The sequence below is a fragment of the Nonomuraea sp. NPDC049655 genome (assembly GCF_044465465.1).
GTDB lineage: Bacteria > Actinomycetota > Actinomycetes > Streptosporangiales > Streptosporangiaceae > Nonomuraea.
This window is the reverse complement of record NZ_JBITLS010000001.1, coordinates 877,284-890,688: the sequence shown is the minus strand read 5'-3', so window position 1 is coordinate 890,688 and position 13,405 is coordinate 877,284. Positions and strand designations below refer to the sequence as shown.

General features: G+C 73.2%; 13 protein-coding genes. 7 read left to right on the top strand and 6 right to left on the bottom strand.

What is annotated here, in order from left to right; all coding sequences use genetic code 11:
* The first annotated feature begins 156 nt into the window (after positions 1-156).
* From ureC to ACIBQ6_RS04075, 6 genes are all read left to right on the top strand, one after another.
* Positions 157-1,881: an urease subunit alpha gene (gene ureC, locus ACIBQ6_RS04100; protein ID WP_397210153.1), complete on the top strand. Its 1,725-nt coding sequence runs from the start codon at positions 157-159 to the stop codon at positions 1,879-1,881.
* The gene (locus tag ACIBQ6_RS04095) at positions 1,878-2,549 is read left to right on the top strand and encodes an urease accessory protein UreF (protein ID WP_397210151.1); all 672 of its coding nucleotides are present in this window, start codon (positions 1,878-1,880) and stop codon (positions 2,547-2,549) included. The genes ureC and ACIBQ6_RS04095 overlap by 4 nt, the downstream gene beginning before the upstream one ends.
* Positions 2,550-2,565: 16 nt before the next feature.
* Entirely contained in the window at positions 2,566-3,249 is a 684-nt protein-coding gene (gene ureG, locus ACIBQ6_RS04090) for an urease accessory protein UreG (protein WP_358293162.1), read from the top strand.
* Positions 3,231-4,172, top strand: coding sequence for an urease accessory protein UreD (locus ACIBQ6_RS04085; protein ID WP_397210149.1), 942 nt, complete (start codon positions 3,231-3,233; stop codon positions 4,170-4,172). The genes ureG and ACIBQ6_RS04085 overlap by 19 nt, the downstream gene beginning before the upstream one ends.
* 111 nt (positions 4,173-4,283) lie before the next feature.
* Positions 4,284-4,883: a TetR/AcrR family transcriptional regulator gene (locus ACIBQ6_RS04080; protein WP_352330623.1), complete on the top strand. Its 600-nt coding sequence runs from the start codon at positions 4,284-4,286 to the stop codon at positions 4,881-4,883.
* 57 nt (positions 4,884-4,940) lie between these two features.
* The gene (locus ACIBQ6_RS04075) at positions 4,941-6,347 is read left to right on the top strand and encodes an MFS transporter (protein WP_358293168.1); all 1,407 of its coding nucleotides are present in this window, start codon (positions 4,941-4,943) and stop codon (positions 6,345-6,347) included.
* On the opposite strand, the gene ACIBQ6_RS04070 is transcribed toward ACIBQ6_RS04075, so the two are convergent.
* Positions 6,337-7,566 (bottom strand): cytochrome P450, encoded by a 1,230-nt coding sequence (locus tag ACIBQ6_RS04070; protein ID WP_358293170.1) that lies wholly within the window; start codon positions 7,564-7,566, stop codon positions 6,337-6,339. The two genes, ACIBQ6_RS04075 and ACIBQ6_RS04070, sit on opposite strands and share 11 nt — an antisense overlap.
* A 136-nt stretch (positions 7,567-7,702) precedes the next feature.
* Here ACIBQ6_RS04070 and ACIBQ6_RS04065 point away from each other — a divergent pair, with 136 nt between their 5' ends.
* Positions 7,703-9,082, top strand: coding sequence for an FG-GAP and VCBS repeat-containing protein (locus ACIBQ6_RS04065; protein WP_397210147.1), 1,380 nt, complete (start codon positions 7,703-7,705; stop codon positions 9,080-9,082).
* On the opposite strand, the gene ACIBQ6_RS04060 is transcribed toward ACIBQ6_RS04065, so the two are convergent.
* The 5 genes from ACIBQ6_RS04060 to ACIBQ6_RS04040 are packed head-to-tail and all read right to left on the bottom strand — an operon-like array spanning position 9,067 to position 13,257.
* The gene (locus ACIBQ6_RS04060) at positions 9,067-10,545 is read right to left on the bottom strand and encodes a sensor histidine kinase (protein ID WP_397210145.1); all 1,479 of its coding nucleotides are present in this window, start codon (positions 10,543-10,545) and stop codon (positions 9,067-9,069) included. The two genes, ACIBQ6_RS04065 and ACIBQ6_RS04060, sit on opposite strands and share 16 nt — an antisense overlap.
* Complete coding sequence (locus ACIBQ6_RS04055) at positions 10,542-11,234, bottom strand: response regulator transcription factor (RefSeq protein WP_358293176.1); 693 nt, start codon at positions 11,232-11,234, stop codon at positions 10,542-10,544. Before ACIBQ6_RS04055 ends, ACIBQ6_RS04060 begins: the two co-directional genes overlap by 4 nt.
* Complete coding sequence (locus ACIBQ6_RS04050) at positions 11,231-11,806, bottom strand: hypothetical protein (protein WP_397210143.1); 576 nt, start codon at positions 11,804-11,806, stop codon at positions 11,231-11,233. Before ACIBQ6_RS04050 ends, ACIBQ6_RS04055 begins: the two co-directional genes overlap by 4 nt.
* 19 nt (positions 11,807-11,825) lie before the next feature.
* Positions 11,826-13,085: an ABC transporter permease gene (locus ACIBQ6_RS04045; RefSeq protein ID WP_397210141.1), complete on the bottom strand. Its 1,260-nt coding sequence runs from the start codon at positions 13,083-13,085 to the stop codon at positions 11,826-11,828.
* Positions 13,072-13,257: a hypothetical protein gene (locus ACIBQ6_RS04040; protein ID WP_397210139.1), complete on the bottom strand. Its 186-nt coding sequence runs from the start codon at positions 13,255-13,257 to the stop codon at positions 13,072-13,074. Before ACIBQ6_RS04040 ends, ACIBQ6_RS04045 begins: the two co-directional genes overlap by 14 nt.
* Between the last annotated feature and the right edge of the window lie 148 nt (positions 13,258-13,405).

Sequence of the window (13,405 nt, the reverse complement as noted above, 5' to 3'; positions counted from 1 at the left end):
CGGGGGCCACGGTCCGCGCGCCGGGCGAGGAGCCGCCCGCGCGCAAGGAGCCGCCCGCGCGCAAGGCGGCCGCCAAGAAGGCCGCCCCCAAGGAACCGGCCGCCAAGGAACCGGCCGCCAAGAAGCCGGCCGCCAGGAAGAAGAAGGCCTGAGCCGATGAGCACCATGAACCGCAAGCAGTACGTCGCCATGTTCGGCCCGACCGTGGGCGACCGGGTCCGGCTGGCCGACACCAACCTGGTGATCGAGATCGAGAAGGACCACACGGCCGGCTTCTACGGCGACGAGGCCGTCTACGGCGGCGGCAAGACCGCCCGCGACGGCATGGCGGCCGACCCCGGCTCCCAGAACGCCACGATCGCGCTCGACCTGGTGATCACCAACGCGGTCGTGCTGGACCCGGTGCTCGGCGTGGTCAAGGGCGACATCGGCATCAAGGACGGGCGGATCGTCGGGATCGGCAAGGCGGGCAACCCGCACACCCAGAACGGCGTGGACCGCCGGCTGGTGATCGGCGCCGGGACGGAGGTGCTGGCGGGCGAGAACATGATCGCCACGCCGGGGGCGATCGACCCGCACGTGCACCTGATCGCGCCGCAGCAGGCCGAGGCCGCGCTCACCAACGGCGTCACGACGCTGATCGGCGGCGGCACCGGCCCCACCGACGGCACCCGCGGCACCACCTGCACTCCCGGCCCGTGGAACATCGGCCGCATGTTGCAGGCCGTCGAGGCGCTGCCGGTGAACATCGGCATCATGGCCAAGGGCAACGCCAGCCTGCCGGCCGCGCTGGCCGAGCAGATCGAGGCCGGGGCGTGCGCGCTGAAGGTGCACGAGGACTGGGGCTCCACCCCGGCGGTGGTGGACTGCGCGCTGCGCGTCGCCGACGAGTACGACGTCCAGGTGGCGCTGCACGCCGACAGCCTCAACGAGGCCGGCTACCTGGAGGACACGATCAGCGCCATCGACGGCCGGGCGATCCACACCTTCCACACCGAGGGCGCGGGCGGCGGTCACGCGCCGGACATGATCCGCATCGCCGGTGAGCCGAACGCGCTGCCGTCCTCGACGAACCCGACGCTGCCGTACACCATCAACTCGGCCGACGAGCTGCTGGACATGGTGATGGTCTGCCACCACCTCAACCACGACATCCCCGAGGACGTCTCCTTCGCCGACAGCCGGGTGCGGGTGGAGACCATCGCGGCCGAGACCGTGCTGCAGGACATGGGCGTGATCAGCATGTTCTCCTCCGACTCCCAGGCGATGGGCCGGATCGGGGAGACCTTCACCCGCGCCTTCCAGACCGCCCACCACTGCAAGGACCAGCGCGGCCGGCTGCCGGAGGACTCCGAGCGCAACGACAACGCGCGGGTGCTGCGCTACCTGGCCAAGCTGACCATCAACCCGGCCCGGACGACCGGCATCGCCGAGCACGTCGGCTCGCTGGAGGACGGCAAGCTGGCCGACGTCGTGCTGTGGCCGTTCACGTCGTTCGCGGCCAAGCCGGCGCTGGTGGTCAAGGGCGGCCTGATCAACTGGTCGCAGATGGGCGACCCGAACGCGTCGCTGCCCACGCCGCAGCCGGTCTACTACCGGCCGATGTTCGGCGCGATGGGGATGGCGCAGCGCAAGAGCAACGTGACCTTCCTGCCGGACGCCGCCATCGCCGCCGGAGTGCCGGAACGGCTCGGCCTGCAACGGCTGATCGCCAAGGTGCGCCACACCAGGACGGTGGACAAACGGCACATGATCCGCAACAACGCGCTGCCCAGGATCACCGTGGACCCCGAGACGTACAAGGTCACGGTGGACGGCGAGCACGCGACCATCGCGCCGGCCCGCGAGCTGCCGCTGAACCACCTGTTCTTCCTGGCATGAGCCTGCTCGCCCAGCTCCAGCTCACCGACTCGGCCTTCCCGGGCGGCCTCTACACGCTCTCGCACGGGCTGGAGGCGTACGCGCAGGCCGGCCCGGTGGACGTCGCCGCGCTGCTGGAGGACCTGCTGCTGCACGCGGCGGGGCCGGGCGACGCCACCGCCCTGGTCCTGACCCACCGGGCGGTGACGGCCGGCGACTGGGACGCGCTGATCGAGGTGGACCGGCGGCTGCACGCCGTCAAGCTCGGCCGGGAGATCCGGGCCGCCGCCACCAGGACCGGCAACCAGGTCCTGCGCACGGCCGCCCTGGTCTTCGCGACCCCGGCGCTGGCCCGCCTGTCGGAGCTGGTCGAGGCCAGGGTCACGCCGGGCAACCACGCCGTCGTGCTGGGCACGGCCTACGCCGGGCTGGGCGTCCGGGAGGCCGACGCGGTGACCGGCGACCTGTACGCGTTCGCCGCGAGCTGGGTCAGCGCCGCCGTACGGCTGCGCCTGCTGGACTTCCGACAGGCCCAGGCCACCCTGTACGGCGCGGCCGGCGCGATCGGGCGGGCCGCCGGGCGCGCCCTGGCCGCCCGCGGCCCGCTGGACCTGCACGCCGCCACGCCGCTCGCGGACACGATGAGCGCCGCCCACGAACGGGCCGAGGCCCGGCTGTTCACCACCTGAGAAGGGAAGCGTCCCGATGCATCACCACCACCCGCACCCGCACCCCGCCGTGAACGTGCCCGCGGGCACCGCCATGGACCGCGTCTTCAAGATCGGCGTCGGCGGCCCGGTCGGCTCCGGCAAGACCGCCCTCATAGAGGCGCTGGTGCCCGTGCTGCTCGACCGGGGACGCAGCCTGGCCGTCGTCACCAACGACATCTACACCCAGGAGGACGCCCAGCACGTCCGGCGCACCCTGGACGGCGTGCTGGACCCCGAGCGGGTCGTGGGCGTCGAGACCGGCTCCTGCCCGCACACCGCCGTGCGCGACGACCCGACGATGAACCTGGCCGCCGGGGCCGAGCTGCTGGAGCGCTTCCCCGACATCGACACGCTGCTGTTCGAGAGCGGCGGCGACAACCTGACCCTCACCTTCAGCCCCGTCCTGGCCGACGTCTACGTCTTCGTCCTGGACACCGGCGAGGGGGACAAGATGCCGCGCAAGAGGGGTCCCGGCATCACCGATTCGGACCTGCTGGTCATCAACAAGATCGACATCGCGCCGTACGTGCGGGCCGACCTGGAGGTCATGGCGCGCGACGCCGACCGGGTCCGCGACGGGCGGCCGGTCGTGCTCACCGACGCCCTGCGCGGCACCGGTGTGACCGAGGTGGCCGACTTCGTCCTCAGCGGGGCGCCGGCGTGCTCGCCGGCCCGGTAGACCGGCTGGCCGCCGGCCACTACACGATCGACTCGGTCCCGGCGGACGTGGCCCGGCACGCCGGCGTGCCCGACACCCTGCCGGTCGGCAGCCCCGGCAAGGTCGGCGTGCTGGAGCTGGCGTTCGAGCGGCGGGGCGGGCGCACCGAGCTGACCGGCCACTTCCAGAAGGCGCCGCTGCAGATCATGCGGCCGCACTACTACGACCCGGCCCGGCCCGACCTGCCGTACGTGATGGTGATGTCCACCGGCGGCGGCGTGCTCCAGGGCGACCGCCACCGGCTCGACGTCGCCTGCGGCGCGGGCGCGTCCGTGCACGTCACCACGCAGGCGGCCACCAAGCTCTACCGGATGGAGCAGGACTACGCCACCCAGCTCGTCTCGCTCACCGCCGGGCCGGACGGCTACCTGGAGTACCTGCCGGACCCGGTGATCCCCTTCGCCGGGTCCCGGTTCTACCAGCGCACCCTGGTGAGCGCCGGGCCCGGCGCCACGGTGATCGTCGGGGAGACCGTGCTGGCCGGGCGGCTGGCCCGCGGCGAGCGGCACGCCTACACCGCGTACTGCAACGACCTGGACGTCCGCGACGCCGGCGGCGGGCTGCTGTTCGCCGACCCGCTCAGGCTCGTGCCCGAGCGCGCCCCGGTCACCGGGCCGGCGATGTTCGGCGAGCACGGCGTGCTGTCCAGCCTGTACGTGATCACCTCCGCCGTGCCCGCGGCCGAGCTGGCCGGCGCGCTGCACGAGGTGGCGGCGGGCAGCGGGCTGCCCGGCGGGGCCAGCACGCTGCCGAACGGGGCGGGCGCCTGGGCCAGGCTGCTCGGGCCGGAGTCGCCGCCCGTCCTCGCCGCCCTGGAACGCCTGTGGGACCTCGCCCGGCGCGCCGTCACCGGCCACCCGGCCCCTGACCGGCGCAAACCCTGACCCCGGCGCGCGCCGGCGCGGGGCTCCCGGGAGCAGCCACGGGTGCGCCGGCGCGGGGCTCCCGGGAGCGGTCAGGGGTGCGCCGGCGGCGATCCGGCCTACCATGGGCCTATGCCCCGCATCTCGGCCGCCACGATCGGCGAGCATCGCGCCCAGACGCGCGACCGCATCCTGCAGGCCGTCTCGCGGCTGTCCAGGGCCCAGGGCATCGACGCCATCTCCCTGACGGACGTGGCCCACGAGGCCGGCATCACCCGCACGGTCCTGTACAACTACTTTCCCGACAAGGCCGCGCTGCTGCTGGCCTTCACCGAGCGCGTCACCAGCTACTTCATCGAGAGCTACGAGCGGGAGCTGCCCGAGCACGCCTCGCCCGCCGACCGGTTGCGGGCCTTCGTCCGGCTGCAGCTCGCGGGGCTGCTCGCCCACCCCCATCCGGGCGCGGCCGACCTCGGCGCGGCGCTCGGGCCCGACGCCTACCAGCAGCTCGCCGAGCACGTCGCGCCCATGCAGCGGGTGCTGGTGGAGATCCTCGACGACGGCGTGCGGGCGGGCGACTTCCAGGTGCCCGAGGTGGGCGCGACGGCGCGGATGGTGCTGGCCGTCATCGGGGCCGAGCGGGTGCCGCTGATCAGCGGCGAGGTCACGGTCGAGACGGCCGAGCAGGCCGTGTCCGGTTTCGTGCTCCGGGCTCTCGGCGCCCGCCCGTAGGGGCCGAACGCCGGGGTGGCCGCCGGAGGCCGCCGGGCACGGTGACAAGATTGTCGGATGGGACAGAACGGTCACATCCAGGTGAAGTCGGCGCGCGGGCGGTGGATTCTCGGCGCGACCGTGCTCGGCTCCGGGCTGGCCCTGCTCGACAGCACCGTGGTCAACGTCGCGCTGCCGTTCCTCGGCAAGGAGCTGCACGCGGCCATGGACGGCCTGCAGTGGACCGTCAACGCCTACACCCTCACCCTGGCGGGCCTGATCCTGCTGGGCGGGTCGCTCGGCGACCGCTACGGGCGGCGCAAGATCTTCCTGATCGGCACGGTGTGGTTCGCCGTGGCCTCGGCGCTGTGCGGCCTGTCGCCGAACATCGAGTTCCTGGTGGGGGCGCGCGCGTTGCAGGGCGTCGGCGGCGCGCTGCTCACCCCGGGGTCGCTGGCCATCATCCAGGCGTCGTTCGTCAGGCAGGACCGGCCGCGGGCGGTCGGCGTCTGGTCCGGGCTGGGCGGCGTGGCCAGCGCGATCGGGCCGCTGCTGGGCGGCTGGCTGGTGCAGACGGCGGGCTGGCGGTGGGCGTTCCTGATCAACCTGCCGTTCGCGCTGATCGTGGTGCTGGTGACGCTGCGGCACGTGCCGGAGAGCCGCGACGAGCAGGCGGCCGGGCGGTTCGACGTCCTGGGCTCGCTGCTGGCCGCGCTGGCGCTGGCCGGGATCACGTACGGGCTGATCGAGAAGGGCGCGCCGGTGCCGCTGATCGTGGGGGCGCTGCTCGGGGCGGCGTTCGTGGTGACCGAGCGGCGCAGGTCGCCGCAGGCGCTGGTGCCGGTCGCCATCTTCAGGAACCACGTCTTCACGGCGGTCAACGTGGTCACGCTCATCATGTACGCCGCCATGGGCGTGGTGTTCTTCCTGCTGGTGATCCAGCTCCAGGTGGTCTCCGGGTTCTCGCCGATCGCGGCCGGGCTGTCGATGTTGCCGACCACGATCCTGATGATGCTGCTGTCGTCGCGGGCCGGGGAGACGGCCCGGCGGCTCGGGCCGCGCTGGCCGATGACGATCGGGATCCTGCTGGCGGGGGCCGGGTTCGTGCTGATGAGCATGATCGGCCCGCACGCCTCCTACCCGCTGCTGGTGCTGCCCGCGGTGACCGTCTTCGGGCTCGGCCTGTCGGCGGCCGTCGCGCCGCTGACCGCGACGGTGCTGGCCACGGCCGACGAGCGTTACGCCGGCACGGCCAGCGGCGTCAACAACGCCGTGGCCCGCACCGGGAGCCTGCTGGCGGTGGCCGCCGTGCCGCCGCTGGTCGGCCTGGTGGGCGACGCGTTCGAGAACCCGCCGGTGTTCGACGCCGGGTTCCGGGCGGCCATGCTGATCAGCGCCGCCATGATGGCGGTCGCCGCGGCCGTCACGTTCTTCACCATCAGGACGAACGTGCTGGCCGGGGAGCCGGAGACGGCTAGTACGTGAACGCCTGACTGCGCACGCTGTTGTCGAAGTTGGACAGCAGCAGCTCGGGCTCGCCCACTGAGCGCACGCCGGGCAGCCGGGTCAGCAGTTCCCGGAACATCGTGCGCATCTCCTGCCTGGCCAAATTGGCGCCGAGGCAGAAGTGCGGGCCGGGCCCGCCGAACCCGACGTGGGGCTTGGTGTCGCGGGTGATGTCGAAGGTGTCGGGGTCGGGGAAGACCGACTCGTCGCGGTTGGCCGAGCCGTAGAACAGCACGACCTTGTCGCCCTGCTTCAGCTCCAGCCCGCGCAGCGTGTAGTCCTCGGTGACCGTGCGGCGGAACTGCATGATGGGCGAGACGTAGCGGACCATCTCCTCGATCGCGCCGTTGATGTGGGCGTCGAAGTCGGAGGTCAGCAGCTCGCGCTGGGCCGGGTTCTCGGTGAGCAGCCGGATGCCGTGGGCCATGGTGTTGCGGGCGGTCTCGTTGCCCGCCACCAGCAGCAGCGAGAAGAACGAGCCCAGCTCCTTGTCGGTCAGCTTCTCGCCGTCGGGGTTGGCGTTGACCAGGAGCGAGACCAGGTCGCCCTTGGGCTCGGCGACGCGCTCGTGGCCGAGCTTGATGACCATGCGCTGCAGGGCCAGCAGGGCCAGCATGTTCTGGCCGGCCATCTGGACGCTGCGGGCCAGGCTGGGACGCACGCCGGTGTAGGCGGTGGAGATGTCGACGTGCTGGTGGACCTTGGCGCGCAGCTCCTGCGGGATGTCGAGCATGTCGCAGATGACGTGGATGGGAAGCTTGGCGGCCACCTGCGTGACGAAGTCGCGCGGGCCCTCCTTGACGACGTCGTCGACGATGCGGGCGCAGGCGGCCTCGATGTCGCCCTGGAGCCCCGCCAGCATCCTGGGGCTGAACGAGCGCGTCACGATGCGGCGCAGGCGGGCGTGGCGGGGGTCGTCCATGTTGACCATGGACTCGCCGAACACCTGCTTGACCCAGCCCGGCGGCTCGGGGTTGGTCACGGCGGGCTCGCTGGAGAAGATCTTGGCGTTGCGGCTGGCCTCGACCACGTCCGCGTGCCGGACGAGGGCGTAGAAGCCCTTGCCGGAGCGGAGGAAGGGCACCTTCTTCTCCGGGAAGAACACCGGGTGCTCCAGTTGCCGGAGCCGGGCGAAGGCCTCATTCCGCTCTTTGAGCGGTTTGCGCCAGAAGTCCAGATCAGCGAGGTCGATGTCCACCCGTCTATCCTGGCACGCTCCCGCGCCCCGGCGGACGGGCCGAAAGTCCCTTCCGAAGCGGATGTGCATCGTGCCCTCCTGGCCCGTTCTCGTGGCGTTAAGTCCGGGTTCGGCCTGGACGGAGATGACTGTCGGTATGAACGCGTTGCTCGCCGTCTGCCTGGTCGCTCCCCTCGTGTCCGGTGCCGCACCCGCCGCCGCACCCGGGTGCGGCGGGCACCCCCTCGACTTCGACGGCGACGGCCGCGCCGACATCGCCGTCGCCGCTCCCTACGACGACTCCAGGGCCGGTTCGGTGACCGTCATGTACGGCTCGGGCCGGACCGTCAAGCTCACCCAGCCCGGCGCGGAACCCGGGGACGCCTTCGGCTCGGCGCTGGCCGTCGGCGACTTCGACGGCGACCGCTGCGCCGACCTGGCGGTCGGGGTGTCGGAGGAGTTCGCCGGAAAGCGGGTGCCCGGCGCGGACGGCAACGGCGTCGTGCAGATCTTCGACGGCTCCCCCGCCGGGCTGGTCGCCGGCGAGGAGCTGGCCCCGGCCCGGCGGGGCAGCGACCGGTTCGGCGCGGCGCTGGCGGCCGGCGACTTCGACGGCGACGGCCGCGACGAGCTGGCCGTGGGCTCCCCGAGCCACGCCTCGGGCGGCGCGGTCACCGTCTACGGAATGAAGGGCCGCACGGCGTACCAGATCACCCAGAAGACGTCGTGGGTGCGGCAGTCGGCGAACGTCACCGACCAGTGGGGCGGGGCGCTGGCGGCCGGCGACTTCGACGGCGACGGCCGCGACGAGCTGGCCGTCGGCGCGCCCGCCGACAGCGTGCGCCTGGACGGCCAGGGATCGGTGACCGTGCTCGACCCGCGCGCCCGCCGGGCCCGGCTGCTCACGCAGAGCTCGCCGGGGATCGCCGGCGCGTCGGAGAAGTGGGACGCCTTCGGCGCGGCCCTGGCCACCGGCGACTTCAACGGCGACGGCCGCGACGACCTGGCGATCGGCGTCCCCGGCGAGGGCCTCAGCGAGAACCAGCGGGCCATGGACTACGGCGACGGCACCGTGGACGTCCTGTACGGCTCGCGCGCCGGCCTGCGCACCCACGGCAGCGAGGCGTGGTCGCAACGCTCGCTGAAGGGCGAGCCGCGCTACTACGACCGGTTCGGCGCGGCGCTGGCCGCCGGGGACTTCACCGGCGACGGCAGGGACGAGCTGGCCGTCGGCGTGCCCGGCGAGCACGCCGTCCAGGTGCTCCAGGGACGCGCGTCGGGCGGCCTGACCCGGAAGGGGAACCTGCTGATCAAGGGCAGGGGACGCGACTTCGGCGCCGCGCTGGCCGCGCTGCCCGGCGGGGCCGGCCGCTACCGCGCGCTGACCGCCGGCCGCCCCCTGGACGGGCTGCTGGTCGCCGCCCCAGACCAGGGCCTGGTCATGTACGCCCCCGGCGTCCGCGAGACGGGCCTGCGCCTGGGCCGCCTCCGCCAGGTCTCCCAGGGCGCCGGCCTGTACGGCTACACCTTCGGCTGAACACCCCCTGGGCTCTCAGCGGGTGGCAGCAGCACGCGGAACAGGGCGCCCTTGCCCGGCTCCCCCTCGGTCATGATGACGCCGCCGTGCGCCTCGACCAGCGTCGCCGCGATCGACAGCCCCAGCCCGGCCCCGCCCACCCCGCGCGCCGGATCGGCCCGGTAGAACCGCTCGAACACCCGCTCGGCCACCTCCGGCGGGAACCCCGGCCCCTCGTCGGCCACCTCCACCACGGCCCGCTCGCCGTCCACCCCGACGCGCACCTCGAACGGCGTCCCGGGCGGCGTGTGCTGCAGCGCGTTGCTCACCAGGTTCCCGACCACCTGGCCGAGCCGCGACTCGTCGCCGGTCACCAGCACCTCGCCCTCGCCGCCGTCCAGGCGGACCAGGTCGATCCGCCGATCGGGGGCGAGCGTCTGGGCGTCGATCACGGCGGTCGCGGCCAGACTGAGCAGGTCCACCGGCCGTCGTGCCAGCTCCCGCCGCTGGTCCAGCCTGGCCAGCAGCAGCATGTCCTCCACCAGCAGGCCCATGCGCGCGGCCTGCCCCTCGATCCGGCTCAGCAGCCGCACGGCCTCGGCCAGGTCCTTCTCCTCCCCCAGCCGGAACAGCTCGGCGAACCCCCTGATCGAGGTGAGCGGCGTGCGCAGCTCGTGCGAGGCGTCGGCCATGAACCGGCGCATGACCTCCTCCGAACGCCGCGCCGCCGTCGCCGACTCGCGCGCCGACTCCGCCGCCGCCTCCCGCTCGCGCACCGCCGACTCGATCTGGGCGAGCATGCCGTTGAGCGAGCGGCCCAGCTTGCCGACCTCGGTGGTGCTCGCCCACATCGGCACCCGGCGCGACAGGTCGCCGCCCGCGATGTCCTTGGCGGTGCGACCGATCTCGCGCAGCGGGCGCAGGCTCCGCCGTACCAGCCAGTAGCAGGCGACGCCCAGCACGGCCAGCGTGCCGCCGCCGGCGAAGGCCACGATGAGGGCGAGCCTGGCCACCGTGCCCTCGACGTCGCCGAGGCTGATGGCGATCACCCGGCTGTGGCCGTCGCGGGCCGGGACGGCGACCACCCGCCAGTCCGGCCCGCCGGACGCGCGCGACTCGACGGTGAACGGCCGCCCGCCGCGCGCGGCGACGTCCGCGCCGGTCAGCCGGGGCAGCTTGGGCGTGTGCTCCTCGGTGGACTCGCTCATCACCCGTACGGTGGCGCCGCCCGCGTCCACCAGCACCGAGTGGAACAGCCCGAAGAACCGCTGCGGCTGCCGCCCGGCCGGCCACGCCTCGGGCGGCGGCGGCAGGTCGCGCGGCGCGGCGGCCGCCACCAGTTGCCGGTCCACCCGCTCGACCAGGTATCCGCGCAACAGCCGCACGGCGAACAGGCCGGTCACCGTGATGGCGAGGGTGACCAGCAGCAGCGTGGCCGAGACCAGGCGCAGCCAGAGCGGGGCGCGGGCGAGGTGCTTCCTCATATGCGCGGCGGGCGCAGGATGTAGCCGACCCCGCGCAGCGTGTGCAGGTACTTCCGGTCACCGGTGTCGATCTTGCGCCGCAGGTACGACACGTATGACTCGACCAGGCCCACGTCGGTGCGCCAGTCGCCGTTCCAGACGTGGTCGAGGATCTGCGTCTTGGACAGCACCCGGCCGACGTTCAGCATGAAGTAGCGCAGCAGCCGGAACTCCGTCGGCGACAGCCGCACCGGGACGCCGTCGCGCCAGACCTCGTGGCTCTCCTCGTCCAGCTCCAGGTCGGCGACGCTCAGCCGGTGGGGCGGCGGCGCGCCCCTGCGGGTCCTGCGCAGCACCGCCCGGATCCGCGCGATGACCTCCTCCAGGCTGAACGGCTTGGTCACGTAGTCCTCGCCGAGGCCGAGACCGGTGATCCGGTCCTCCGGCGTGTCCTTGGCGGTCACGAACAGCACCGGGACCCGGCGGCCGCGGGACCGCAGCCTTCCCGCGACCGCCAGGCCGTCGATGTCGGGCAGCATCACGTCGAGCATCACCAGGTCGGGCGTGCTCTCCTCGGCCACCCGCAGCGCCTCCCGCCCGTCGGCGGCGGTCAGCACCTCGAACCCGGCCATGCGCAGGCTGGCCGAGAACAGCTCCCTGATGTTGGGCTCGTCGTCGACCACCAGCAGCCTGGCCTCGGGCTGGTTCATCGCGGGCCCCCTCCCGGCGTGCCCTGGGCGCCCTGGGTGCCCTGGGTGCCCTGGGTGATGGCGGTCGCGGTGACCGAGCCGTCGCCGGACTGCTGACCGCGCACCACGACGGTGGTGCCGGCGGCCAGGTCGGCGACCTTGCCGGGCCTGGAGATCTGGACCGTGGTCTGGTCGCTGGTGGTGACCGTCACCGTGGCGCCGTCCATGGTTCTGACGTAGATCTTGTCGCCGTCGACCTTCTGGACGGTGCCGACCGTGCCGCCGCCCATGCGCTGCCCGAACCCGCCGTTCTGGGCACCGTTCTCGGCGCCGGAGCCGCGCTGGCCGTAGCCGCCGCCGGGGGACTGGCCGTCCGTACGCCGGAGCTGCGCGGCGGCCGGCGCGGCGTCGGACGTGCCGAACAGCTTGCCCGCCTGGATCCCGATGAGCACGCCGGCCACCAGCACCACCCCGGCGGCCAGTCCGAGCGTCAGCTTCGAGACGCCGCCGCGCGGCCGGACGGCGAGTTCCTCCCCCAGGTCGTCGGGGAAGGGCGAGGAGTCGAGCCGGTCCATGTCTTTCTCCTTACTCATGCCGCCCACTCGTGCCGCCTCACTCATGCCGCAGGGCCTGGATCGGCCGGAGCTTGGCCGCCCTGTTGGCGGGGTAACTGCCGAAGAACAGCCCGATCCCCACCGACACGCCGAGCGCCAGCGCGACGGACGACGGCACGAGGACCGGCTCGATGCCGGCCACGGTGAACCGGGCGCCGACGAAGGCCACCAGCACCCCGAGCAGCCCGCCGATCAGGCTGAGCAGGGTGGCCTCCATCAGGAACTGGCCCAGGATCGCGCTGCGCGGCGCGCCGATCGCCTTGCGGATGCCGATCTCCCGGGTCCGCTCGGTCACGGTGACCAGCATGATGTTGGTGATGCCGATCCCGCCCACCAGCAGCGAGATCGCCGCCACCGCCCCGAGCAGTACGGTGAACGTGCCGGTGGCCTCGCTCACCGTCTCCTGCAGGGTGGCCTGGTTGAGAATCCGGTAGTCGGGGTTGCCGTCGGTGATGCCGTGCCGCTGGTTCAGGACGGCGGTCACCTCCGACTGCGCCGCCGTGGTGGCCTCGGCCCCGGTGGCCTGCACGACGATCGAGTCCAGCGAGCCGAAACCGCTCAGGCTCTGCTGCACGGCGGGCAGCGGCGCCACGGCCACGTCGTCGGCGTCCTGCATGCCGGTGGAGCCGCTCTCCTTGAGCACCCCCACCACCGTGAACGGCACCCCGGACACGCTGACCTGCCGGCCGATCGGGTCCACCGCGCCGAACAGCTCCGCCACCACCGTCCGGCCGAGCACCACGACCTTCCTGGCGGCCAGCACGTCGTCGTTGAAGAAGTACGTGCCCTTGGCCACCGGCTTGTTCATGGCCTCGAAGTAGCTGGGGTAGGTGCCGACGAACTGCGCGATCGTGTGGCTGGCGGCGCCGTACGCGGCGGTGGCGGAGTTGGCGCCGACCACCGGCGAGACGGACCTGACCGACGGCGCGAGCGTCCGGTCGGTGAGCGCCTTGGCGTCGGCCAGGCTGAGCTGCCTGGCCTGCGTGCGCGGCCCGGTGTTGCCGCCGCCGCCCGGCGCGCGCCCGCCGAATCCGCCCCCGCCGCCGCCCCCGCCCGAGAAGGACGGGGAGATCGTCAGCGTGTTGGCGCCGAGGCGCTGGATGTTCTTCTGGATGCTCTGCGAGGAGCCCTCGCCGACCGCCACCAGCAGGATGACCGCGGCGACGCCGATGAGGATGCCCAGGGTGGTCAGGGCGCTGCGCATCTTGTTGGCCAGCAGGCCGCGCAGCGCGAAGCGGAGGATCTCAAGCTGGTTCACTGGCCGCCGTCCTCGGGGGTGGTCCGTCGACCGGCGCCTGGCGGCGGTCCTCCACGATCTCGCCGTCCACCAGCCGGATCACCCGTTTGGCGTGCGCGGCCACGTCGTCCTCGTGGGTGATGAGCACGATCGTGCGTCCGGACTCGCTCAGCCGGTCGAGGATCCGCAGCACGTCGCGGGTGGAGGCGGTGTCCAGGTTGCCGGTGGGCTCGTCGGGCCCCCCCCCCCCCGGGGGGGGGGGGGGCCCCCGCGCGCCCCCCCCCCCCCCCCCCCGGCCGGCCCGCCAAGGCAGATAAAAAACCCCAGATCCACCCAACAAA

What these genes read in the sequence shown, in the direction of transcription:
- ureC (WP_397210153.1), top strand. Translation starts at nt 157, where the DNA reads ATGAGCACCATGAACCGCAAGCAGTACGTCGCCATGTTCGGCCCGACC.
- ACIBQ6_RS04095 (WP_397210151.1), top strand. Translation starts at nt 1,878, where the DNA reads ATGAGCCTGCTCGCCCAGCTCCAGCTCACCGACTCGGCCTTCCCGGGC.
- ureG (WP_358293162.1), top strand. Translation starts at nt 2,566, where the DNA reads ATGCATCACCACCACCCGCACCCGCACCCCGCCGTGAACGTGCCCGCG.
- ACIBQ6_RS04080 (WP_352330623.1), top strand. Translation starts at nt 4,284, where the DNA reads ATGCCCCGCATCTCGGCCGCCACGATCGGCGAGCATCGCGCCCAGACG.
- ACIBQ6_RS04075 (WP_358293168.1), top strand. Translation starts at nt 4,941, where the DNA reads ATGGGACAGAACGGTCACATCCAGGTGAAGTCGGCGCGCGGGCGGTGG.
- ACIBQ6_RS04065 (WP_397210147.1), top strand. Translation starts at nt 7,703, where the DNA reads ATGAACGCGTTGCTCGCCGTCTGCCTGGTCGCTCCCCTCGTGTCCGGT.
- ACIBQ6_RS04060 (WP_397210145.1), bottom strand. Translation starts at nt 10,545, where the DNA reads ATGAGGAAGCACCTCGCCCGCGCCCCGCTCTGGCTGCGCCTGGTCTCG.
- ACIBQ6_RS04055 (WP_358293176.1), bottom strand. Translation starts at nt 11,234, where the DNA reads ATGAACCAGCCCGAGGCCAGGCTGCTGGTGGTCGACGACGAGCCCAAC.
- ACIBQ6_RS04050 (WP_397210143.1), bottom strand. Translation starts at nt 11,806, where the DNA reads ATGAGTAAGGAGAAAGACATGGACCGGCTCGACTCCTCGCCCTTCCCC.